This is a genomic window from Shewanella sp. SM21 (assembly GCF_025654335.1).
GTDB lineage: Bacteria > Pseudomonadota > Gammaproteobacteria > Enterobacterales > Shewanellaceae > Shewanella > Shewanella oncorhynchi.
This window is the reverse complement of the sequence record NZ_JAKKRL010000005.1, coordinates 238,257-262,037: the sequence shown is the minus strand read 5'-3', so window position 1 is coordinate 262,037 and position 23,781 is coordinate 238,257. Positions and strand designations below refer to the sequence as shown.

General features: G+C 45.9%; 20 protein-coding genes. 11 read left to right on the top strand and 9 right to left on the bottom strand.

Translation table 11 applies throughout. The annotated features are described in order from the left end of the window. The first annotated feature begins 179 nt into the window (after window positions 1-179). Together L5L94_RS08835 and L5L94_RS08830 are read left to right on the top strand one after the other, a co-directional pair. Entirely contained in the window at window positions 180-1,562 is a 1,383-nt protein-coding gene (locus L5L94_RS08835; protein ID WP_105250738.1) for a sigma-54-dependent transcriptional regulator, read from the top strand. A 1-nt stretch (window position 1,563) separates the two neighbouring features. After that, the gene (locus L5L94_RS08830) at window positions 1,564-3,717 is read left to right on the top strand and encodes a cache domain-containing protein (RefSeq protein ID WP_263162624.1); all 2,154 of its coding nucleotides are present in this window, start codon (window positions 1,564-1,566) and stop codon (window positions 3,715-3,717) included. 338 nt (window positions 3,718-4,055) lie between these two features. Here the strand turns inward: L5L94_RS08830 and L5L94_RS08825 are convergent, their stop codons facing one another. Beyond that, window positions 4,056-4,514 (bottom strand): GNAT family N-acetyltransferase, encoded by a 459-nt coding sequence (locus L5L94_RS08825; RefSeq protein WP_263162621.1) that lies wholly within the window; start codon window positions 4,512-4,514, stop codon window positions 4,056-4,058. Window positions 4,515-4,614: 100 nt separating this feature from the next. After that, entirely contained in the window at window positions 4,615-5,274 is a 660-nt protein-coding gene (locus L5L94_RS08820; protein WP_263162618.1) for a 7-cyano-7-deazaguanine/7-aminomethyl-7-deazaguanine transporter, read from the bottom strand. Between the two features lie 205 nt (window positions 5,275-5,479). On the opposite strand from L5L94_RS08820, the gene L5L94_RS08815 reads away from it, so the two are divergent. After that, a complete protein-coding gene (locus L5L94_RS08815; protein ID WP_219251450.1) occupies window positions 5,480-6,220 on the top strand; it encodes a substrate-binding periplasmic protein in 741 nt (246 codons plus the stop codon). A 21-nt stretch (window positions 6,221-6,241) separates the two neighbouring features. Here the strand turns inward: L5L94_RS08815 and L5L94_RS08810 are convergent, their stop codons facing one another. Then, complete coding sequence (locus L5L94_RS08810; protein ID WP_263162614.1) at window positions 6,242-7,600, bottom strand: isochorismate synthase MenF; 1,359 nt, start codon at window positions 7,598-7,600, stop codon at window positions 6,242-6,244. Window positions 7,601-8,115: 515 nt separating this feature from the next. Here L5L94_RS08810 and L5L94_RS08805 point away from each other — a divergent pair. The 3 genes from L5L94_RS08805 to L5L94_RS08795 all read left to right on the top strand — a co-directional run bounded on the left by L5L94_RS08805 (window position 8,116) and on the right by L5L94_RS08795 (window position 11,732). Then, window positions 8,116-9,486 carry an ATP-binding cassette domain-containing protein gene (locus L5L94_RS08805; protein WP_263162612.1) on the top strand — a complete coding sequence of 457 codons (1,371 nt, stop codon included), beginning with the start codon at window positions 8,116-8,118 and terminating at the stop codon, window positions 9,484-9,486. A gap of 306 nt (window positions 9,487-9,792) precedes the next feature. Next, window positions 9,793-10,983 (top strand): HD-GYP domain-containing protein, encoded by a 1,191-nt coding sequence (locus tag L5L94_RS08800; RefSeq protein ID WP_263162609.1) that lies wholly within the window; start codon window positions 9,793-9,795, stop codon window positions 10,981-10,983. Between the two features lie 113 nt (window positions 10,984-11,096). Continuing rightward, complete coding sequence (locus L5L94_RS08795) at window positions 11,097-11,732, top strand: paraquat-inducible protein A (RefSeq protein WP_263162606.1); 636 nt, start codon at window positions 11,097-11,099, stop codon at window positions 11,730-11,732. A gap of 73 nt (window positions 11,733-11,805) precedes the next feature. Here L5L94_RS08795 and L5L94_RS08790 read toward each other — a convergent pair whose 3' ends face one another. Genes L5L94_RS08790 through L5L94_RS08775 form a run of 4 tightly spaced genes read right to left on the bottom strand, consistent with a single transcriptional unit; the run spans window position 11,806 to window position 17,411 of the window. Then, the gene (locus L5L94_RS08790) at window positions 11,806-12,111 is read right to left on the bottom strand and encodes a DUF3240 family protein (RefSeq protein WP_006079422.1); all 306 of its coding nucleotides are present in this window, start codon (window positions 12,109-12,111) and stop codon (window positions 11,806-11,808) included. After that, a complete protein-coding gene (locus L5L94_RS08785; RefSeq protein ID WP_263162604.1) occupies window positions 12,108-15,161 on the bottom strand; it encodes an efflux RND transporter permease subunit in 3,054 nt (1,017 codons plus the stop codon). The genes L5L94_RS08790 and L5L94_RS08785 overlap by 4 nt, the downstream gene beginning before the upstream one ends. Window position 15,162: 1 nt before the next feature. Next, on the bottom strand, window positions 15,163-16,191 hold the full coding sequence (locus tag L5L94_RS08780; RefSeq protein ID WP_263162601.1) for a membrane fusion-like protein: 1,029 nt from the start codon (window positions 16,189-16,191) through the stop codon (window positions 15,163-15,165). Then, complete coding sequence (locus L5L94_RS08775) at window positions 16,188-17,411, bottom strand: metal transporter (RefSeq protein ID WP_263162598.1); 1,224 nt, start codon at window positions 17,409-17,411, stop codon at window positions 16,188-16,190. The genes L5L94_RS08780 and L5L94_RS08775 overlap by 4 nt, the downstream gene beginning before the upstream one ends. 145 nt (window positions 17,412-17,556) lie before the next feature. On the opposite strand from L5L94_RS08775, the gene L5L94_RS08770 reads away from it, so the two are divergent. Beyond that, window positions 17,557-18,102 (top strand): helix-turn-helix transcriptional regulator, encoded by a 546-nt coding sequence (locus L5L94_RS08770; RefSeq protein WP_105250726.1) that lies wholly within the window; start codon window positions 17,557-17,559, stop codon window positions 18,100-18,102. Window positions 18,103-18,215: 113 nt separating this feature from the next. After that, window positions 18,216-18,362 (top strand): hypothetical protein, encoded by a 147-nt coding sequence (locus L5L94_RS08765; protein WP_105253023.1) that lies wholly within the window; start codon window positions 18,216-18,218, stop codon window positions 18,360-18,362. Window positions 18,363-18,385: 23 nt separating this feature from the next. Here L5L94_RS08765 and L5L94_RS08760 read toward each other — a convergent pair whose 3' ends face one another. Both L5L94_RS08760 and L5L94_RS08755 read right to left on the bottom strand, forming a co-directional pair. Then, a complete protein-coding gene (locus L5L94_RS08760; protein WP_263162593.1) occupies window positions 18,386-19,336 on the bottom strand; it encodes a YeiH family protein in 951 nt (316 codons plus the stop codon). A gap of 286 nt (window positions 19,337-19,622) precedes the next feature. Then, window positions 19,623-20,186 carry a malate synthase gene (locus L5L94_RS08755; RefSeq protein WP_011845404.1) on the bottom strand — a complete coding sequence of 188 codons (564 nt, stop codon included), beginning with the start codon at window positions 20,184-20,186 and terminating at the stop codon, window positions 19,623-19,625. Between the two features lie 255 nt (window positions 20,187-20,441). On the opposite strand from L5L94_RS08755, the gene L5L94_RS08750 reads away from it, so the two are divergent. From L5L94_RS08750 to L5L94_RS08740, 3 genes are all read left to right on the top strand, one after another. Further along, window positions 20,442-21,974: a DUF3612 domain-containing protein gene (locus L5L94_RS08750; protein ID WP_263162591.1), complete on the top strand. Its 1,533-nt coding sequence runs from the start codon at window positions 20,442-20,444 to the stop codon at window positions 21,972-21,974. A gap of 8 nt (window positions 21,975-21,982) precedes the next feature. After that, window positions 21,983-22,150 (top strand): hypothetical protein, encoded by a 168-nt coding sequence (locus tag L5L94_RS08745; protein WP_263162589.1) that lies wholly within the window; start codon window positions 21,983-21,985, stop codon window positions 22,148-22,150. Window positions 22,151-22,211: 61 nt separating this feature from the next. Further along, the gene (locus L5L94_RS08740) at window positions 22,212-23,726 is read left to right on the top strand and encodes a KAP family NTPase (protein WP_263162586.1); all 1,515 of its coding nucleotides are present in this window, start codon (window positions 22,212-22,214) and stop codon (window positions 23,724-23,726) included. Window positions 23,727-23,781 lie beyond the last annotated feature (55 nt).

Genomic DNA, 23,781 nt, shown 5'->3' with positions numbered 1-23,781 from the left:
AGAATGCGGTCATTTTCTTCACAGCTTAACCTAATTTGTGAGCTTGATCCCAAGCTTAACAAATACTCTACAGACAAATTGTCTCAGGACAAACTTCTGATGGTTCATAGTGACCTATTCATCTATTTTCAGTGCTAGAATTGGTCGCAAATGAGTCAAAATGTCCAGAAGCAGACAATATGAGCCAGATAGATAATAACCTCAAGCCTCTTCCATCAGCAGTATCGGTACTGATTGTTGATGATGAACCCGGAATGCGGAGTTTTTTAAATAAGGCACTCTCGAAGAAATTTGCCTTAGTCGAAACGGCGGGCAGTATCGAAGATGCGGAGCAGCTGCGTAGCCGTTGCCATTTCGATTTGCTTATCGTTGACATTCGTCTGCCTGGTCGTTCGGGTATCGAATGGCATGAAGCGTTGGATGAGCAGGGGCGTCGTTCGGACATCATATTTATGACTGGCTATGCTGACATGGAAGTCGCGATTACCGCGCTACGCGCTGGTGCGTCTGACTTCATCATGAAACCTTTCCACCTCGAACAAATGATGACTGCGGTCGATCGCTGTATCGAACGTCGTCTGCTTAAACGTGAAAACTTGATGCTGCGTCGTGAGGTTTCAATCGGTTATTCATCGACCATTATTGGCAGCAGTGAAGCCATGAAGTCGGTGAAACATATCATCGAACGTGTGGCGCCGACCAATGCCGTCGTCTTGATCCAAGGTGAGTCGGGCACGGGTAAGGAATTAGTCGCACGGCAATTGCATTTGCTTAGTGGACGTCAGGGACCTTTTGTCCCAGTTAACTGTGGCTCTATCGCCCCTGAACTGCTCGAAAGTGAATTGTTTGGCCATACCGCCGGTGCCTTTACGGGTGCGAAAGGCAATCGTGAAGGTTTATTCAGTTTTGCTTCTGGCGGGACGATTTTTCTCGATGAAATTGGCGAAATGCCACTGAAAATGCAAACGGCTTTACTCCGAGTATTAGAGCAAAAAGCGATTCGTCCTGTGGGCAGCGAGAAAGAAGTTAACATCGATGTGCGAGTGATCGCGGCCACTAACCGTACTCTGATTGATGAAGTGGATGCAGGGAATTTCCGTCGAGATTTATATTATCGGCTGAATGTGCTCGATATTTTAATCCCGCCATTACGTGATAGACCCGAAGATGTCGTGGAGTTAACCCATCATTTCACTCGCCAACTTGCCGCTGAATTAGGGGTAAGAGAAGTCGTGTGGAGCCATGAAGATATGGTGAAACTACAGCAACACGAGTGGCCTGGTAACATTCGTGAACTGCGCAACATGATTGAGCGTTGTATTTTGCTGGGTAAACCGCCAGCGGAATATTGGAAGCAACAGCTGAAGAGTGAGTCTTTATCCACATCGGGTTATCCATTGGATTGGCCATTGAAAGACGTAGAAAAACACCATGTGACCAGTGTTGTGGACTTACATTCTGGCAATAAGTCTGCCGCGGCGAGGGATTTAGGCGTTTCGCGTAAGACCTTAGATCGCAAGTATAAAGAGTGGTTTGATTTTAGTGGCGAACAGGAGTCATAGGGTGTCATTCTTCACTCACTTTTTTGGTGTCAGTTGGCAGCAAATGCAGGCCAAGGTGCGCTATCGCATATTAATCCTGACGTTACTGCCCATTCTACTGACACTGGTGAGTTTAGTGTTTATCACTATTTACTGGAACATCAGTTATACAGGTAAGCAGCTGTTTATGAAGGTTAAAGCTGACTTATCTGTTGCCGAAAACACTTTGCAGCAAGTGCAAGTACGCCAAGAAAAACAACTTGAACGTGTGGTGACGTCTTGGACCTTTCAAAATGACTTTAGGCCACTTTTCAGTGGTAAAGAATTAAGTGGCGAAGTCAGCTACCGAGCCAGTATTGATGCTTTTCTTCTTGAACAGAAAAACCAGCTAAATCTCGATTATCTGCGTTTAGTCAGTGTTGCCGAAGCGGCCGCAGACCCAGATTTACGCCAAATCCTTCCTAAGTTAGACGGTTTATTACCTTACTCCGGCTTGATGGTGCTGCCGCCCGAGCGTTTAGCACGTATCGATCCCGAATTGGCTATCACTGCGAGCATTCCGATAGTTGCAACCTTGCGGGCGCAGAGCCCCGTTAAAACCGTTGAAGAACGTGGTTTATTGAGCCGTAGCCTATTGCCCGTCCCTGATATGGAAGGCAAAGTGGCTTGGTATCTCGATGGTGGGATCTTGTTTAATCGCGATACTCGAATTGTCGACCACATTCGTGATCTGGTATACGACAAAGGCACCTTGCCCGAGCGTTCCATCGGCACTGTGACCATCTTCTTAGATAACATCCGTATTTCCACCAACGTGCCGCTGCATTTTTATCCCACAGGCAATGAGACGCTGGGCCGCGCGCTTGGCAGTTTAGTGTCGGAGGAAGTGAAAGACAAAGTGTTAACTCAAGGCGAGCAGTGGGTCGATCGCGCTTTCGTATTTAACGATTGGTTTATTTCCGCTTATGCCCCCTTGAAAGATGTTCGCGGCCAACGTGTCGGTATGATCTATACCGGCTTTTCTGAATCGCCATTTATCCATAATTATTTACTCAATATCATAGAGCTAGGCACGATTCTAATGTTAGTGCTGTTGGTCTCTGGCCTGCTGGTTTATCGCGGTGCTTATAGTTTATTGCAGCCCATTGAACGTATTCACCATGTTGTACAAGCAGTGCAGTCGGGGCGCAATATTCGTATCGGCGCCTTAGGATTAGATAGGGATAATGAGTTATCGAACCTAGCCGAGCAATTTGACAGTATGCTTGACTTGCTACAGCGTCGAAATGCCCAAATTCAAGCGGCGGCAGAACAGCTTGAAATGAAGGTTGAAGAGCGTACTCGTAGCCTGCAGGATAAAACCTTAGAGCTGCAACGTAACGTGGCATTACTAAACGAAACGCGTCAACAGCTCGTCACTAACGAGAAGCTCACAGCTCTTGGCGAATTGACCGCAGGTATCGCCCATGAAATCAATAATCCGACTGCCGTAATCCTCGGCAATATGGAGTTACTGCGCTACGAGCTTGGCGACAATGCAGAAGTAGTGAAAGAAGAAATTGATCTAGTCATTCAACAGGTTGGGCGGATCAGCACTATCATCCGTAGCCTGTTGCAATACAGCCGACCTGGCGAATTCAACGCACCACTAGAAATGCATCCGATGACTCCTATTATCGAAGAAATGTTGGTGTTGGTGCGACATTCAATTCAAAAACAAGAAGTCGTGCTGATCACTGAGTTAAACGCCAGTTGCCCAGTACAGGTTAATCGTCCGCAGTTGCTGCAAGTCTTGATTAATCTTGTAGTGAATGCGGCGCATGCGATGGACGGTAAAGGACGTATTTGGGTGCGAACCTATGACTGGGTGCAGCAGGATATGCCGATTGGCGTCAAAATCGAAGTGGAAGATGAAGGCTCAGGGATAGCGCCAGAGCAGCTTGGACGGATTTTCGACCCTTTTTATACCACACGTAAGGATGGCACTGGTTTAGGTCTTTCGCTCAGTTACGGCATTATCAAGCGGATTGGCGGCACGATAGAAGTGAGTTCAACTTTGGGTAAAGGGTCTTTATTTACCATAGGTTTGTATCATGAAGCGAAGGAAGATCAGCAAAATAATCCCTACGATGGCTTACACTTTGCGGGCAACTACAGCGATATGTCTGCAGATTAGTCTTATCCCGTTAGATAGGCAGTGTATTGTATTTGGCTGATTAGGTTTGAATTAAAATATGTCGAGCGATTGCTAGCTTTGTATTATGTGGCTTTGCATTACTGATTTTTAGGCAAAAAAAAGCCGGATGATGAGTCCGGCCACAAAGAGTGTGTGTGAGCAATGTCGTGCTTGCAAACTCAGGAGCTCCATAACAACGTCGATTACCAGTCATCGTTGTTAAAGATGAGTTTTGGAACGCACGTTAACGATAATCATTCTCAATTGTGTTTGCAAGCTATTTATTGCAAAAAGTGCACATCTTTACAAATATCGTTTTGCTCTCATCCATTAACGGTTTAGATCGACTTGCACAGATGCAGTTTATGATCGACTAAGCTTTTAGGATCGGCTGTCAGTTCAGTAATTAAATATTGATTACTGATCAATAAATTAAGCATCGCAGGGAAGCGGTTCAGCGTCTTCACTTGAATATGATTATATCCTTGGCGGCGCGCCCAAGTTTCTTGATATTCGAGTAGGCTCTGCGCTAAGCCTAAACGTCTAAAGTCGAATGCTACTCCACCCAACCAGCTGTAAAATATGGTTTCTTCTTGCTCGTAACCCAGTTTAAAACCCGCAAGTTCACCTTCTACATATGCGACTAAGATCAAACATGTCTTGCCCTGTAAGCGCTGGTCCAACACTTCGTTTGTGAGTGGGTGATCGAGCTCAGGGATTTGTTGGCTAAGTTGGATAAGCTGAGCGGCTAACTCGGGAGTCAAACTTGACTCTGCTTTAATTTCAATAGAATACATAGTTTACTCTCATAAAAAATCAGCCCCACTCGCGCGTTAACAGGAGCAGGGCTGAGCTATTAACTGGTTAAATTATAACAGGTCTGGCCAGTTGGGTTGATCAGGAAATTGATTCTTGCGGATTGGCTCGCAAAATCTTGTCCTGTAAGACTTTTAGCAAAACACCGTATGCCGGTAGGAAAAGGCCTAAGCTCACGATTAGCTTAAAGCCGTAATCGACTGTAGCGATTTCGGGCCAATTGGCTGCCATAAAGCTATCGGAAGAGGCGTAAAAGGCGATACTGAAAAAGACTAAAGTATCGACCAGATTTCCGACTAAGGTTGAGGCGGCTGGGGCGACCCACCAAGAGCGACTGGCTCGAATACGGGCAAAAACCTTAATATCCATCAACTGACCAATCAAATAAGCCGCGAAGCTGGCAAAGGCAATTCGGAACACAAAGGTATTCCACTGTGCAAGTGAGTCAGCGCCTTGGAAGCTACCTTGATGGAACACAACTCCCATCACGTAGGAAATCATCAAAGCGGGGATCATAGCTTTGAGTATGATACTGCGTGCGGCTTGTTGGCCAAAAATACGGACAGTGAGATCTGTGGCTAAGTACACGAACGGAAAGCTGAATGCCCCCCAAGTTGTGTGGTAGCCAAACAGTTGAAATGGCAATTGTACTAAGTAGTTGCTGACGCAAATAATCAGTATGTGAAATCCTACTAATAGGAATAAAGCGCGGCGAAGCTGCGCTGTGGTTAACATTAACATATGTGGCCTTTTTAGTTGTGTAGGGCGGGGTGAGGGAACCCGCTAATATTCAATTTATTATGTTTACGACTTTATTGCCGATGACAGCGTGCTGAAATCGGGTCGCCATTATAGTGGTCGAGTTTTAAGATGCAAGTCTGCTGTTTAAATGTGCACATAGAATGAAAACTCTTCTACACTTTGAATACGTCGAAGGAGGATAGCCATGAGACGATTTTTTGCTACTTTTTGCTTATTTTTAGCTGTGTTACCTGTATCTGTTTCCGCCGCTCAGCCGATAGTGGTCAATGTCGCAACGTCAACTTGGGAGGGATTTGCCAATCGTGATAAAACGGGTTACTACTTCGAGTTACTTCAGCGGATTTTCCCTGAGCCAGAATGGCAACTCAATGTGCAGTTTATGCCTTTTGCCCGCAGTTTATATCTTGTTGAGCACAATCGTACCGATATCACGCTCAGCGTTTACAAGGGTGATATTAAAAAGGGGCTATTAACAGAGAATATGGTTGAAGTGGACTCTATCGATGTGGCTGTTACTGCCGAGGCAGCAGCAGGCTGGACCGGTATTGAAAGCCTATCCCACAAGAAGGTTCAGGCCATGCTGGCCTACAGATACAATATGCTGACACCTGTGCCTATGTATTACGAAGAAAGTAGCGATATGTTGACTATGCTCAATAGCTTAAATGCTGGACGTATAGATGCCGTGCTAGATTACAAACCTAATTTACTTACGTTTGTTCCTAAATTAAAGGCGCCACAAAATTTTGTGATTATTCAAGGTGTACTCAAGGCCGAAACCTATTTTGTTTTCGCTAACACCGAGAAAGGCCAGATGTTGAAACAACATTTTGACCTTGCACATAAGCGCTTAATCGATTCGGGTGAACAGGACAGGCTTTACCTTGAAACGATTGAAAAACGAAGGGCTGACGGCGCTGAATAGTCTTAATGTTTACTAGGCTTATTACATTTCGAATAAAATCGACATTATGGTTGCGAGTTTATTTTCAAGCTCTTGCCACTCAGCTTCGGGCTCAGAACCTGCAATAATTCCCGCCCCCGCAAATAGGTTAATCCGACCTGGTTCGATCAGCGCACTGCGGATCGCTACCGAAAACTCACTCTCATATTTATTGAAATAGCCGCAGGCACCGGCGTACCAACCACGAATATAACCTTCACGTTGACGAATAAAGTTTAGCGCTGAATACCGCGGCAAGCCGCCAACTGCAGGAGTAGGATGCAGGGCTTGCAACAGTTGAAAATCATTTACGCCCGGCTTTAATTCGGCTCGAATTGCACGGTGTAAATGTTGAATATGGTTCAGTTTAAAAATAGTCGCTAATTCATCGGCGCCAACATAATTGCTCAGCGGCGTGAGCATATTCACTATGTGACTGCGAACAAGTTGGTTTTCAACGCTATTTTTGTTGTCTTCTAATAAAGCGTTCGCCAGCGCAACATCTTCTTCTTGATTGAGACCGCGTACCGTTGTACCAGCAAGTGCCTCGGTAAATAGCTCCTGCTGACGGCGGCGGAATAAACGCTCTGGTGAGCAAGAGATAAAAGTGCGATCTGGGCTAAATTGAAAGCCAAACTGGAAACTATTGGGATTACGGCCCTGCCAGCAAGCCAACACCATCCAAGGATCGATAGGTTCGTTGACTTCAAGTTGCGTTAAGCGGGATAACACGACTTTTGGGGTATCTTGATTGAACTTAGGATCTACCACTTGCTCGACTAATGTCTTCCAACGTTCAAAATCAGGTTTGTCACTGCGTCCAAGTGGAACGATCTTTTTAGGTGGCGAGAGTGGCTTCGCAGGCATGACGGCTTCGATAGCGCCGATGGCCTTATCTATCTCGCTATGGTGATCATTATCAGCAAAATTAAGATTCACTAATAGGCTAAATTTGTTCCCACTGCGTCTAAATTCAATGCGCGGCAGGATAAAGCGGCTATTACCGAACTCAGGCCAAGACTCTATAGTGCGATCAAAGGCAACACCGCCATAGTAGCGAATATTCTGATTCGTCGATAAGGCTCGCTGCTCTTGGTAGGCCATGGCCAGTTGCTGATCATTGATTCCGGTTTCAAATCTAAAGTCTTTGCACGCCCCAATCGCCGCGACTTCTTCGATTCTGTCGCGCCCATGCCAGTAGATGCGCGGAAATTGCGTCTGCGATGCCAACCATGAAATTAAAGGCATAGCGACAGTGTTTAGTGACAACTGCACTATCGGTTCCGTCGGTGGAACTTGCTTTAATTGAATGAGTTTGTCGATGAGAGACTTAAGGTCTTCAGACAGGGCATGAACGGGCAAATAGAACTCCAAAGATAACGGATGAAGGCGAAAGCTGAAGGTCACTCTGTCAGCGTCAGTAAATTCGACTCAGGTTAATGTCCTCTTTTACAAGCCATTTACCTGTAGTGATTTTAGTCTGTAAATAAGAATCTTTCGCTCAAATTAAAGGCCACGGTCGAGTGTGTCAAGATGTAAGGCCCTATCGTGTGACTTTCGCCATAGTCTCATTTTACGCTGATAAAAAATGTGACTTGAGTGGGTCTTTTTGTCGGGCAAGTCACCCTCGGTGGACATTTTGTCTCTTAGTCGTTAAATGTACTTTCCCTTTGTCGTAATTAGTCGATCTAGGTTGGTTTTTAAACGTTTTTCGGTTGAGACAGAATAATCGCGGTCCACAATAGCTGGCACATCTTAAATTTTCTACGTGACAAGTTAGATGTCTATTAACGTATGACTCGCCGTGGGAATGAAAAGACGACTAGGGTGAAGCCTTGTCATAGGCTGTTCGTTAGATCTTTATAGGCAGATATAGCATGAAACTCTTAGATCTCGAAGGCGTTAGCTTCAACTATGGCAGCCAGTTACCGACGGTATTGCAGGAAATTAACTTGGCGATTGGTACCGGCCAATGCCATTGCGTGAGCGGTCCTACGGGATCAGGAAAATCGAGTCTGCTAAATCTACTGGCGGGCGTGTTAAATCGCCCGCATGAAGGTGATATCTGGCGTTATCCTCAATTGGTTACGGGTCTGGTAATGCAAGACCCACAAACTCAGCTACTAAGGCAAACCGTTGGTGCCGAGGTGGCTTTCGCCTTAGAAACCCTCGGTATTCCCGCCGAGCAAATGCTACCTAAAGTGCAATTAGCACTGCGGCGCGTGGGCTTGTATCTGCGCCTCGATACCCAAGTCAGCACGCTTTCCCTCGGTCAAAAATATCGCTTAATGATCGCCGCCCAACTAGTGTCAGAGCCGCATTTACTGCTGCTCGATGAACCTTGGGCACAACTCGATGATCACGGTGTGAGTGAGCTGCTGGTCGTGCTTCGTAATCTTATCCAAGATGGTATGGCGCTAGTATTAGTTGAGCATAACGCCTCGGCATTCGCCGAGATTATTCAGCATTATTGGCAGTTAGAGGCTGGCAAGTTGTCCGAAGGCATCTATACAGTGAGCGATGCGCCACAAATTGAAGCGCCTGCGTGGCGACATCAAGCTAAATTTGAGCATTTAGGCAAAGTCTTGGTCAGCGCCGAAGCCTTTGATTTTGGGTTCGATGCTTGTCCCATGTTATTTGCGTGTCCGCAAGGATTCCAATTACAGGCGGGGGAGATAGTGACCTTAGTGGGCGACAACGGCTCTGGTAAAACGAGTCTATTGAAAACCATAGCGGGCGTGCACAGTTTAAGGCAGCGTCTTCCCCTTAAAGTGCTAGGGCGAAGGCCTAAATTGGGGATTTATGGCACTGAATTGGGACTGTTGATGCAAAGGCCGAGTCGACAATTATTCGAGTCTAACGTGCTAGCCGAAATGCAGTTTAGCCTTAGGCGCTTTGAACTCCCCAAAGAGCGAGCGGTGCAAATGTTGGACGAGTTGGATTTATTTAGCTTAGCCCATCTGTCGCCCCACAAATTATCCTACGGCCAACAGCACTTGATTGCCTTAGCGTCACTCGCCTGTCTACGCCCTAAGGTGCTGCTTTTGGACGATCCATTGGCGGGGATGGATAAGCATTACTATGGCAAAGTGTGGTACTTGCTAAAGCGGTTAAGCTCCCAAGGTTGCGCTATTTTGCTCAGTACTCACAGAAGCATTGAACACAGTGCAGTGTCACGGCAACTGAGTTTACGTAATGGTTTATTGGTGGAAGAGTCAACTGAAATGGCTGAGCGTTATGTGGGGTAGTTGTGAGCTTTTCGCGCGTGAGGGGCGCAGGTTTTGAATGCCTAGCCCTTAGGCATTTGTTGAAATAATGAGAGATTGAAATGGGTCTAATCTACACCTTAAGCTCTGATTTCATCGTATCTTGTTTAAGCCCCTTTATTTACCAAGAAAGTCTATGGTGATTTTCTAATCCTCGTCTTAGAATGCCCCTCACGTCTGTTCTATAATAATCAAAAATAACAACAGAACATTTGAGCGTAAGTCGCTTTAATGTCGTATGGTTAAGTTGATATTTTATTCAGGCACATCATCCTTGGGGTTGTAGATATGAGTGAGTCGGCAGAATCAGTTGAACTTATCAAATTACCTGTGTCGCAATTGACATTAGGTATGTTTGTCAGTGCCATAGACAAAAATGATAAAGGTCAACTTGCTATTGCAAATGCAGGACAAATTAAACACAAGGATGCGATTTTAAAACTGGCCAAAAGCGGTATTAAATTTGTTTGGGTAGACGCCGAGCGTTCGGCTGAACATTGTGGGTTAAAGAAAAAAATCACTAACGATAATCAAACCGACAATAAAAAAGCACTCATTAGCCGCGATAAGCAACAAGCTCAAGCTAAAGTCATGCTTACCGAGGCGAAAGACCTCATTCGTAAAGTCTTATCTGAGACCTTCGAAGGTAAAGCCATCGAAGTTGCCCCCTTCGAAGCGTTAGCCGATACCATGATAGAGTCAGTGATGTTGGATGCTGATGCGCTTAAATGTATGTCTGCACTCCGTTCAAAAGATGCCTATCTACTTGAACATTCAGTGAATGTCGCCTTTCTACTGGTTACCTTTGGTAAATACTTAAAGCTAGATCGTGTCATGCTACGGGAAATGGCGGTCGGGGGTATTTTGCATGATATTGGCAAGATTAAAGTCGACAATAAAGTGCTGCACAAGCCGGGCAAACTGACGCCGGAAGAGTTCGAACATATGAAGCTGCATCAAGTGTATGCGCTTGAAATTATGAACGAAACTACTGGTCTGTCGCAGATCAGTAAAGATATCTGCTTAATGCACCATGAAAAATTAGATGGCAGAGGTTATCCAAGGGGTTTGAAGGGTGATGAAATCCCCCGCCATGGCCGTATGAGTTGTATAGTCGATATCTTCGATGCTTTAACAGCGACGCGATGTTATAAAGAGGCTATGAGCCCTGCCGCGGCCTTTAAAATTTTACTCAGTCTGACGCCATTCCATTTGGATCAAGAATTGGTCTATGAGTTTATTCGTTGTATTGGTGTTTACCCTGTGGGTTCCTTAGTTGAATTGTCGGATGGTCGTGTTGGTATTGTTTGGGCCTCGAAAGATAGGGATGCGCTACATCCAATCGTAAAGTGTTTTTATTCTTTAAAAGTAAAACGTTACACTGATGTCGCTATGGTGGATTTATTAAAATCTGAACTTTATATTGAACGCGGTGTGTCACCGAGTACATTAGATATCGATCCGACTCCTTTCTATTAATCCTCAAATCCTACCTTAAATGCCGGTCATCTGAGTCGATGGCTGGTGTGAATGATTGCAGAGCCTGAGCTAAAAACCGTAAACTGAAAGTATTTCTCTGGTCGAGCAATGCTATGAACAGTGCTATGAAATCTCTATTTCCTATTTTTATCATTATCTTATCCTTGGCTTTGTTAATCCCTGGGGTGACTCAACCTATTTTGAGTATCAGCGGCAGTATCGATAAGGCCAAGCTGGCGGAACAAGGCATAGAGCAAGTTGCCCAAAGCTTTGATGAGGACTCTGGGCGTGGCAGTGCCCGCGGTATGTTAAGCATGGTCAGTGGTTTGCTTGGGTTTAATAGCCTTAAAGGTGAAGTCCAAGTGTTGCAGAAGACTCGTAGTATTTGGGGAACAGTGACCGAGCTTTATCACTCTGGTAATGGACTCGTCGCGGGATTAGTCATGTTATTCAGCGTGGTGGTGCCAGCCTTGAAGTTGAGCTTAATGTTGGCACAGCAATGTGTTAGCTCGATTGGGCTGAAACTGCGGATTAATGCCCTCGTTAATGCGCTCGCCAAGTGGTCGATGGTCGATGTGTTTGTGGTGGCGCTGATCATTACGTTTATGGCGGGAAATGCTTCTGGCGGCATGGGGGAAATGTTAAAAACTCAGGCGCAATTTGAAAACGGTTTTTATTTCTTTACCGCTTACTGCATTTTATCGATCCTGAGTGGGTTTTTAGTGCGTCGCCCAACGCCAATTCTTTAGCTATTTTAAAGGCATACTGACTTTAGTGACAAAGTGAGTATGCCTTGCTCAGTGAGATCAACATCAATCTAGATTAAGACAGAGTACCATTTTGATAGATGGGCATAATCCAATAGCGACAGGGATTATGTTTGCAGACCAACGCCAGCGCCGCGAGCAGCGCCGCTTGTTGCGCAGCGGGGTGCATGATTTCGAATTTACAAAACTCCCGATAACCTTCCACTTGTTCCTTGATATTAAAATGGCTGTGTTCACGGCTAAAACCACAAATATTCCCTAGGCTAAAACCCGACAGAAACTCCAACTCTATCAAGGTATCGACTATGTCGTCCTTAATATCATTTTGGGCGATCAGTACTAACAGTTGTTCTGTGCTCATTTACGTTTCTCCAGCCAAAAATACAGAATTGGCAGTAAATACAGTGTGGTAATGGTTGAAGTGAGCAGACCGCCAATCACCACAATCGCTAAAGGTTTTTGAATTTCAGCCCCAGGGCCCGAGGCAAACACCAGTGGCATAAGACCAAACATCGCCGTAGTCGCCGTCATCAAAATAGGGCGTAAACGCCGCGCCGCACCTTGTTCTACCCGTTCGCGCAGGTTGCTGAACATGTGCTTGGTTTGTTCGTAATAGCTGACCATCACCACGCCATTGAGCACAGCGACGCCGAGTAGGGCGATAAAGCCAACCGAGGCGGGCACTGATAAATATTCTCCTGACAAATACAGGCTAACTATGCCGCCCATCATAGCGAAGGGAACGTTAGCGAGGATTAAGCCCGCTTTGGCAAGCGAGCCAAATGTCGTGAATAAAATCAAAGTGATCAGTGCGATAGCAATGGGTATCACTAGTAGTAAATTGCTGGTGGCTCGCTGTTGGTTTTCAAACTCGCCACCAAAACTCACGCTATAACCGCTCGGAAGTTTGATTTCCTGCGCAATTTTAGCGTTGAGCTCTTCTACAAAACTCACGATATCGCGACCCTGCACGTTGGTGGTTATCACTGAAAAGCGATTCCCTTGCTCACGCTCGATAAGGATGGGGCCTTGCTTATAGCTTAAGGTGGCGACATCACTTAGGCGTTTTAAGGAGTGATCTGGCATCACCAGTAACTGATTTTTAAGCTCATTAATGCTGCTTAAGTGGCTCTGATTGTTAGCAATCAGCACGGGTGTGCGCTTCTTACCTTGCAGCACTTCGGTCACGATCACGCCTTCGAGCTGGCTTTTCAGGTAGCGAGCAAACTCCATGGTGCTCATGCCAAAGCCTCGGGCGAGCTCGTTATCTAAGGTGAGGTTGATAAAAGGACTGCCTTCGATCATCGCCATTTTCACATCGACGCTGCCGCTGGTGGCATTAACCAGCTGTTGGATTTGGCTCGTGAGCTGACCTAAGGTGTCGATATCGTTACCAAAGACCTTGATCGCTACGTCGCCAATGCTGCCGGTGAGCATTTCTGATACGCGCATTTGTATCGGTTGAGTGAAGTTAAAATTAACGCCGGGATAGTCCAATAACACAGTGCGGATCGCATCGATAAGCGCTTCTTTATTGGCAAAGCGCCATTCGCTGCGGGGCAAAAGTTCTAAGAATACATCGGTTTCATTGAGTCCCATGGGATCTAAGCCGATTTCATCCGCGCCAGTACGCGCCACCATCTGTTTGATTTCAGGAACTTTAGCCAGCAAGGTTTGCTGAATTTGCTTGTCGATGGCAATCGAAGCCTCGAGTGAAATCGATGGAGACTTCTCCAGCTGCAGAATAATGTCGCCTTCATCTAAGGTCGGCATAAAGGTTTTTCCCACTAACCCGAACAAGCCTAAGCTGACGATAAGCAAGCTAAAGGCGATCACTATAAAGCGTTTTTGATGGCTAAACGTGCTCTTGAGGCTGGCCAGATAAAGCTGTTTAAGCTTTTCAATCGCCTTAGGTTCCTTGGCGGCTTTTTCGTTGACGAGGTAAGAGGCGATAACCGGAATGACAGTTAACGACAACACTAGCGCTGACAGCATGGCAAACACGATAGTGACCGCAACTGGGGTGAAGAGCTTGCCTTCAAGCCCGCTCAAGGTCAGCAAGGGTGAGAACACTATCATGACGATCACTGTGCCCGACACCACGGGAATGGCAACGTCTTTAGTCGCGCGAAAAATCAAATGCAGCCGCGGCAATCTCTGCTTAGTAGCGATGAGATTCACCATGTTTTCGACTACGACCACAGATGAATCCACTAACATGCCGATGGCGATAACTAGTCCGCCTAGGCTCATTAAGTTCGCAGAAAGATTGAAGTAATCCATCATCAAAAACGTCATCAACGCGGCAAGAGGCAGCGAGAGTGACACGACCAATGCGGCGCGCACGTTGCCTAAAAATAGCGCCAGCAAGATGATCACCAACACTACGGCTTCGAACAAGGCATTGGAGATGGTCTCAATCGCGGTATTGATCAGATTCGCGCGGTCGTAAAAGGTGTTGATCTGGCTCCCTTCTGGCAAGGTTAGGCTGATTTGATCGAGTTTTTCTTTAATGTTTTTGACTACTTGTGCGGTATTGGCATCTTTTAGGGCGATGATTAAGGCTTCGGCTGTTTCGTTGCCATCTTTAGTGACTGCGCCATAGCGGGCTAAGTGGCCAATTTGAATATCGGCCAAATCCTGCAGTCGATACACTCTGGCATCATCGGCCTTGATCACCAATTGTTTGAGTTCGTCGATGTCATCGATGCGACCTTCGGCGCGCACTATGATGGTATCTGTACCAATGGTGAGCTTGCCCGCACCTTCGTTGTGATTATTCTCCACTATCGCCTGTTGCAGCGCCGCAAAACTTACGCCCGCGGCCGCCATAGCCGCAGGTTTGGGGGTCACACTAAAGCTTTTGGCATAGCCACCGAGGATATTCACATCGGCGACACCTGCAACGGTGCGTAGTAGCGGACGGATTTCCCATTCGAGCAACTGCCGTCTTTCCATCAGCGAAAGATTGGGATTTTCGAGTGAAAACATAAAGATTTCGCTGAGCGGCGTACTCATTGGCGCTACGCCGCCCGTCACACCTTCAGGGAAACTGTCCCACACGGCGGCGATGCGTTCGCTCACCTGCTGGCGCGCCCAATAGATATCTGTACCTTCGTCAAAATCGAGGGTGATATCGCTGATGGCGTATTTAGTGGTCGAGCGCAGAATCGATTGATGGGGAATACCTAACAATTCGGTTTCAATCGGCACGGTAATTTGCGCTTCGATTTCCTCCGGCGTCATGCCGGCCGCCTTGAGGATGATCTTCACTTGGGTGGGCGAAATATCGGGAAAGGCATCCAAGGGAATGGAAAACCAGGCTCGCGCTCCCGCTAACATGATGATCAGCGCCACAATCAGCACAAATAAGCGCTGCGTAAGCGAAAAGCGGATGACTGAGGTCAACATCTTATTCGCCTCCTAGGCCAAGCATTATGCCTTTGACTGCAGCAACTGACTGGGATAACACTTGGATTTGGCTGAGATCTTGATCGCTTTCAACGATATATTGCTCTGGGGTTGAACCGAGAATATCGATCGTAATCGAGGTGAGCGTGTCTGCGGTTTTAGTGAAGACTTGGCTGTCTTGCTCCCAACTGAATACGCTATTTTTAGGCAATAAATACACCGCCTTTTGATACTCGGGTATCACAGTGATCTGTTGTCCTAACAGTAAGTTACACTCCTGCGGTACGGGTGATGACCAAGCGGTCACAAAGGCACCTTCGGCGATGGCCGACACGGACTCAATGGCGATATGGCACTGATTGATATTCACCGCCGAGAGCGAGTGCGACTGACTCATTGGCACACTGACCTTGACGCGAATGCTGTTGCTGGGCACCAGTGAGAATAGCTGCGAACCCGCCATATAAGGTCCATTCACTTGGTTGAGTTTAACGATCCCCGCCACTGGCGTGCCTACCACAAGGGAGTCTGTGGTGGCATCTGTGCTTTTGACTATCTCCATAAAATGCTGCATGTGCTCATATTCGAGGTGAGTGCTGAAGTAGTCTTGGCTGATCTCTTGCCATTTTTCTGCGCTGATACTGCCATTGTTTAATAAGGGTTTATTGCGCTCATAACGGCTTTTGGCTAGTTGATACAAGCTGCTGGCGGCTTCGACTTGGGCGAGGTAGTGGAACACTTCTGGCCCAGTCAGTTTGACAATCGCTTGGCCTTTAGTGACGAGCTGCCCTTGGCCGACGAGAAAGCTGATCTGCTGGATATTCTCCGGCGTGCTGATCCAATAATCGTTACCGGGGAGGATTTCAACCTGCGCGGGCAACGGGCTGCCCTCATAACTGGCGACTTTCTGTGGTTGTACGTAGCTCAGGTCTAAATTACCGAGGGAGCTTATCGTTAAGGATTCAGCCTGCACTAAAGTGGCAACACTGGCGGATAAACAGAAAAGGCATGCGCCGTACTTGGCCATCATAATGAAATTCCTAAGGCTTGCAGTTGTTGGGAGTGCAGTTGTTGCTGCGCGACTTGGTTCAGTGCTAAGCGGGATTCGGTATCGAGGGCATCCATATAGCGGCGCAGCCAGACTTCGTAGCTAACTTGATTTTGGTCTTTGACCTTGGCCAGCTCTTCAGTGATGGTGCGGCTAAGGTGTAAGGCTTGGGTTAGCAATGTCTGTTGGTCGAGTAAGTTTTGTTGCTGTTGCTCTAGCTTTTTAAGCTGAGTTTTTAGCTCGATATAGGTACGGTCGAGGTTGAGCGTGTGCTCGGTATTGGCTTGTTGCCATTGGGATAATTCGGTTTGTGATAGGGCAGAACCTAAGGTCAGTGGTACAGAAACGGCGATGCCAAGCTGTTGATCATCGACTTGATTATCGGCGGTATTTTTGGCCGTGAGTGAGACAGCCCAAGGATCGTTATTCCCCGCTTGCTGACTCTGGATGATCAACAGCTGTTGCTGTTTCTGTAGGCTCAATAATTGCCATAATGGATGTTGCGCGAGCATGTCATTGGATTGGTTGTTGGCAGAAAGTGGCCGCGCGGTTTCGGCTATGTTCTGCGGTATTTGCTCTTGTCCGGTGAGTTGTTGATAGAGGGTAAGCGCCTCAGCCTGTTGCTGGTTAAGGTCGACCCGCTCCAGTGCAATATCCACCAGTTCGCGCTCTAACAAGATAATGTGGGCAATAGGCAGTTCGCCCACATCTGTGAGTTGCTTTTGCTGATTATGGAGTTTGTCGAGTAATTGGGTCTTGCGATCTAACTGGGCCAGTTTCACTGCGGCAAGACGATGTTCCCACAGGCTTTGTCGCAATAATCCTGATAAATACAGGCCTTGCAGCACAGCTTGTTGCACCTGAATGCCTTGGGTGAGTTGCTTAATTTGCTTATCGCTGCTGTGCATAGCAGGGGATTTTATTGGCAAATTGAGTGAGAGTTCCTGCTCGTAGCTGTTACCATTATCTAGGCTACCTAAGTGACTCAAGCTAATGCTCGGCAGGCCATTGAGCCAAGATGAGCTGCTTAAGCTTATTTGTGATTGCGGTAACTGGCCGCCCGATTGAGATAGAGAATGTAATCTTGCTTGGCTGGTGGTGAGTGCTTGAGATAGCTCGGAATGCGCGGCGTGGCACAGGAAACTGCTGCTGACTAAGGTCGCCAACAGACATAACTTGATACAAGACGTACTGACAGACATAGGACGATTCTATGGTAATAAAGTGTGCTGTCAGTGTAGGGATTGGTGGGCGAAAGTCGTGGGGGACATGTATCATAAAACTGTCTATGGTACATATGTCCCATAAATTAATGGGTTGATTTTGCTTTTATTTAGGAGTTTTTCGATGAAGGATCTTGTCATTATTGGTCTGTTGGCCTTGATCATATGCTTTAAGCTTTTTGACATCACTTCCGACATTCAATTGGGCATTCCCCAATGGCATATTGCCCAGGAAGCCATGTTATTAGTGCTCACTGTGATTGGTGCCATGTACTTAAGTTATGACCTTATTCGTCGCTCCCGCGAAGTGAAAGCGTTGGCTAAACGGTTGGAGCATGCGGATAAAAAAATCGACAATATGTCGACGCAAATGCGCTCTGCCAGACAAGAATATAGCCAAGCGGTGTCGCAGCAATTCGAGACTTGGGGCTTTACTAAGAGTGAGCAGCAAGTGGCATTTTTACTGCTTAAGGGTTTAAGTTTTAAAGAAATTGCTGAAGTGCGCCAGACTAAAGAAAAAACCGTCAGACAACAGGCATCGACCATTTACGGTAAAGCGGCAGTCGATGGACGCCATACTTTTTGTGCTTGGTTTATGGAAGATTTTATTCAAGAACATAATCAAGATCTTGCTGCGAATGAAGCGGCATCAAGCCCTAAGGCGGCTTAATCAACGCAGGATTGGCTTAGCTGTTATAGCTATTTGTTATTGAAAATCGATATTTGCTGAGTTTTTAGTTCTAAACAATAATGAGCATCCCCTAAGTTTGCAGGAAGATGCAATTGAAAAACTGGCTGATTATCGTGTTTTGCCTGATTGCCTTGGTCGCTTCGACGCAAACCACAGGACTCGTGCGCTCACTTATCGAATTCTCCGCCTTTGTTGGCGTCCTCTACTGGGCTTGGCGAATGAAGCCGACAGCAGAGTAGATTGGCTTTGAGTTAAATCTTAGCTATTGAAAATAAAGAATATACACTAAAGACGTGATACCAATCGCTGCCCACAGCATCACCCCAAGCAACAAAGGTTTGGGGCCACTCGCCCGCATTTTCTGCACTGTAATTCCTGCACCAATCAAAAACAAACACAGGACTAATGCCCGTTTCGACACCGTAAATAAGGTGTCATAAACAGCGTGGAATTGTGGCAACCAATGGGCTACGGCAATGGCTAAACAATAAAAACCGATAAAATACGGCAGGTTAAGCTTGCGCTTATCGCCACCAAACAATATAGCGCTGACTAATGCGATCGGGATAATCCACAGGGCACGGGCGAGTTTTATAGTGGTTGCGGTTTTTAAGGCTTCATCGCCGTAGGCCGAAGCCGCGCCGACAACCGATGAAGTATCGTGGATAGCGATGGCGCTCCATACGCCAAAATTGTATTGGCTCATATTAAGCAAGTGGCCGAGTGCGGGGAATAAAAACAGTGCGACTGAATTGAGCACAAATACGCAGGCTAATGCAGTGGCGGTTTGATCGTTACGCGCATTGATGGCCGGAGCGACTGCGGCAATGGCGCTGCCACCGCAAATAGCGGTACCAGAGGCGATTAAGTGGCCCGTGACATGATCAAATTTCAGGGCGCGGGTGAGCACAAACCCTAAGCTGAGGGTGAAAAAGATTGAGCCAACAATCAGGCCGAAGTTGTGGGTGCTCGCCTCGATCGCCGCGTTTAAGTTAATCCCAAACCCTAAGCCAATGATCGAATAAGACAGGAGTTTTTTGGTGAGTGCGGCGATATTCCATTGCACTGGCACCCAACCAAGGCTGGCTAAGGTAAAACCGAGCACTAGCGCCATGGGCGATGAGATAAAAGGCGCGAGGCATAACAAACCCGCACAGATGAAAACGATGCGATGAGTCTTATTATCTTGCTGTGATGTCGATGAAGAATTCATAACGCCTTAGGCTCGAGCGATTCGGTTTATCGTTCCAACCACAGATCTTCACATTAAGCGACGGATACAAAATGGCGATCAATTGGATTGATCATGGAGACAGATGCAAGAGGGCATTATAGCTGTGTGTATGAGCATCAATAAAATCAATTAAACTTATCTAGTTAATCAGTTTTATTGACTCTCAGAGGATTGTGCAAAGCAGGAGGGTAAATTGAAGAAGATGAACTGAGCTCAGTTCATCTTCTTGGCTAGATAATAAATGGCGAGGTTACAAAGCGTGAAATTATAAATTTACGATACTTTTCAAGTTGTAATCGCTGCCATCCTTTGCGGTAAACAACTTATCTTGGGTGTCGTTGGCGCTGGACATTCCCGCATGTAATAGGCTGAGCCAATGGCGCGATGCGGCAGAACGTGACTCTGGTGTTCCGACTACCATGTTTAATGACGTTCCGATTTGGATATCTTCCAGATTGGCAACGTCTCTCGCACCTATCATGCCACTGCGGTCGAAACTGAGTTCAACGTGGCAACCTAGGTCCTGTAACACTATGGCGCAAGGCGCATCTTTAGTGCCGTTAAAGGCCACAAACTGTTTTGGCTGACGTAAACCACTGTGGCTGCCGTCGGCAAAAAAGGCCAACAGGTGTTGGTAGTAAACCACATAGCTGCTCACATCTTGGTGTGAACCAGAGTTAAGTGGAAAGAGGCGGTCGAGGAATTGTTTCGCATTAGCGATCTTCTCGTGCTCGGCGACATTCACTTGGGCCACGGCTAGCACTTCTTCTGCGATGAGGCTGTTTAGATTCGGTTGGATCTGGTTGCTCTTGATAATTGACATATTCATCGCTTGTTCCTCTCACTCTTTCAATTTAAAAAAATTCAGGGTTTTGATTTAACTTTTGGCTTATCAAAGTTTGTCTTCAATTTGGTTTGTCCGCTTTGAGTGCTTAGCCACTTTTAGTGGGAGTGGTTAAGCATTTCTTGTACTGGAATGGCTTAGCTTGTTCGCATTAGCCTTTCCTTGATTGCTTGATTTGTAGTCTAGTCTTTTTTTGACTACAATTTCACAATAAAAATTTTACACTGTGAATTTTACAAAATGCGCAATGACCAGAGCTTGATGAGAAAATCACATTTCCTAGGCACAAAAATACGTAACCTACGGAAACGTAATAATTTAACGATGGAAGATTTGTCAGCACGATGCATTCGAGTCGACGCCGGAAGTGCGCCCTCTGTGTCATATTTGTCGATGATCGAACGTGGCAAGCGTGTGCCGAGTGCAGGAATGCTGGCAGTCATCGCCGCGGTTTTTCAAAAAGACGCCGAATGGTTCTTAGACGATGTGCCCGAAGAAAACGCCATTACGCCAGACAAGGGCCGACGTGGTGGCATAAGCGGTATGGCACTCGAACCCAGCTTTTTGTTTTCCAATGATATTTTACAAATAGCGATACCTGAGATGCTGTCGCAGACAGGGATCTCTGGTCGGCAGTTTGCCCATTTATTGATCCGCGCCCATCAAGAACACCATCAAAATCATTTCCCCGATCTTGAACGTGCCGCTGAAGAAGTCGGCCTCAAACGTATGCCCTTATCTCTGGACGACATGTTGGATATTGCTAAGGGAATGGGATTAAAAATCAAGTGGATAGACAGTACACCGCAGGAAGTTATCGATGAAATGGGCGTGAGTTCGCGTCAGTTGGTCACCTCATTTATTGAGCCGCCGAGCACGATTTATGTAAATAAAATCCTCAAAAATCGCCCCAACAGACTCAAATATGATTTAGCCGTGCACATAGGTCATTGCGTGTTGCACAACAAGGACGGCCTCAAGAGTGTGATGATCTCAGGCCGCAAATTAGAAGTGGATGAAGAGGCGGGTATGCAGTCCAATACCTTGAACGCGCAGGATATCTTGCATGCGTGGCGCGATTTTGAATCGAGCTTCTTCGCCGGTGCGCTGCTGTGCCCTAAAGTGCCTTATCGCCAATTACTCGACCGCCACGGCTATGAGATTGAAGTACACAAGCAACTGCAAGTGTCAGCCTCAGTCGCCATGCGGCGTATGACAGTGGTATCTCCTTATCCTCATTGGCATTATTTCGACGCTTACGCACCAGGCAAACTCAAAGCCGTTTACCGTGGTAACGGTATTCCACTGCCTTGGGGCAATATGCGGTTAGTGGAAGACCCTTGTCAGCATTGGGCCGTCTTTAGAATGATCAGTGAGCCGACGGTCGGTACTTCGGCACAGATTTCGATTTTAAACGTCGGCAACGAACCCCGCATTTACTGCTGTGAGTCGATTAAAGTCGAAGATTCTGCGGGTAACCCGCATGTGCTCTGCGCTGGTATTGATTTGAATCCGGCCATTGAAGCCCAAGGCAAAGATGCCCTGTCCATTGCCCACGATTTGAAGAATGCCTGTGTCGCCAGTGGCGGTTCAGTCGCTATTCCCAAACACATTAAAAGCGATCTGGTGAGCGTCGCAAAAATCCTCAATATCAACTGGATAGAACGCGGGATCAAAAACGACGCCCGCCTTATTTGCTCTCGCGGCGCCGTATGCCCACGCCAACCCAGTTGCTATCAAGCGGGTAAATCACAGTGTGATGGAGTAGCGTAAAGGATGTCGTGGGAAGTTTTATAAAGTGGTTGCTATTAAGCACTATCACTCCAGTGACTCGCCATAAACTCGTCCCTGAGGGCTCGACGGCGGCATCCATGCCGCCAACGGTCACTGCCGCGAGAGTGCTTAACTCTGCGGACTTCTGTGTTTGTCTGTATCGCTCATTTAGTTGATAGTTAAAAAATAACGACTTTATTCTGAAGTATGAGTAACTGATTAATAAAAAGGGATTTTATGTCTGATGATATTGTAGAGTTTAACTGGCAGAAGCCTATGTTATGCACTGATGGAACGGAATTATTTCCAAAAGACACATTAAATAGAGCAAGATACGCTTCATTTTTGCACAACTATTTGGCAAGTAATGCCATCGATGGCGGTTATGTATTAAACCTAAACGCTAAGTGGGGATCGGGTAAAACCTATTTCATTAACCGCTGGATAGAGAGCATTAAAGAGAGTCACCCTGTCGTTTATATTGATGCTTGGAAGCAGGACTATTCAGACGACCCAATGCTTACGGTGATTTCATCTTTGATAAACGCTTTAAGTGATCAATTACCTCATGGAAATAAAATAGTATCTAATATCAATGAAAAAACGGCTCGTTTTATCAAAGCTGCAGCACCTGCTTTACTCAAAGGATTGGTTAAAAAGGCAACTGGATTGAATTTAGATGACATTTCAATCGAAGACAAAATTACACATGAGCTTAAAAATGATGACAAAGGTTCATCAGATATTTTTAGTGAGTCTGCTGCAGCTATTGCACAATGCTTAGTGAAAGATCACAACGATAAACTGAAGTCGGTTGAATATTTACGATCCGAAATTAAAGAATTAATTACTGCGGTAATTGCACATAAAAATGATACTTTAAAAGCACCGGCTTTTATATTTATCGATGAATTAGACCGCTGTCGTCCAAGTTACGCAGTAGAGATGTTAGAAGTAGTGAAGCATTTCTTTGAGCTAGATAATATTGCATTTGTTGTTGCGACTGATACTGAGCAATTACAGCATGCAGTTAAAGCAGTCTATGGGGAAGGCTTTGATGCACAAACCTATTTAGGGCGATTCTTTAGGCGCCGTTATTCGTTAACTGAGCTTTCCCGCTATGAGTTTGTAAGCCGAATCGCAGAAAGCAAAGTGACTTATAATCCTAAGTGGAAAGAATATATTCCTAGATTAGATGAGATCGATGACTTCACAAGAGTTGTTTCTATTGTTGCCGATAGATTTAGATTATCGCTAAGGGAAACTGAGCAGTTAACAGATAGGTTTTTAGCTGTTTTAAGCAATACACCAAAGACATTTAATCCTTATTTATTGCTGACGTTATTTGTCTTGAGGGATAAGTATTTTTCTCTTTATAGTGAATGGGTTGAAGCAAATGATAAAAACCATGATTTTTCTATTTCAATATCAAATGTTGGTTATTTTATAGATGTTCTACCAATTTCTTTTCATAGTGATGAAGGATTTTTACCTAAAGTGGTTACATCACCATGTGGCCTTTCTTTTAATTTAGGATTAAATGGATTGCTGGCTGAAATGAATAAAATGTGCTCGAATTGGATACCTAGAGATAAGAGTATGTATATAAAGCATTTAGATGAAAAACATGGAAAAAGTATATCTTACTTTGATAAAATAGATTGTCACCGTCAAGAGCAATTATTAAATCTTTCTGCAAGTAAAACGGATTATAAAAACTGGGTAGAGTTAGCAGTGTCTTTTGATGAATAGAAAGAAGCGCTTATCTATACTCCTTAGTCATTTTAGAGCTATCCATTTATGAAAT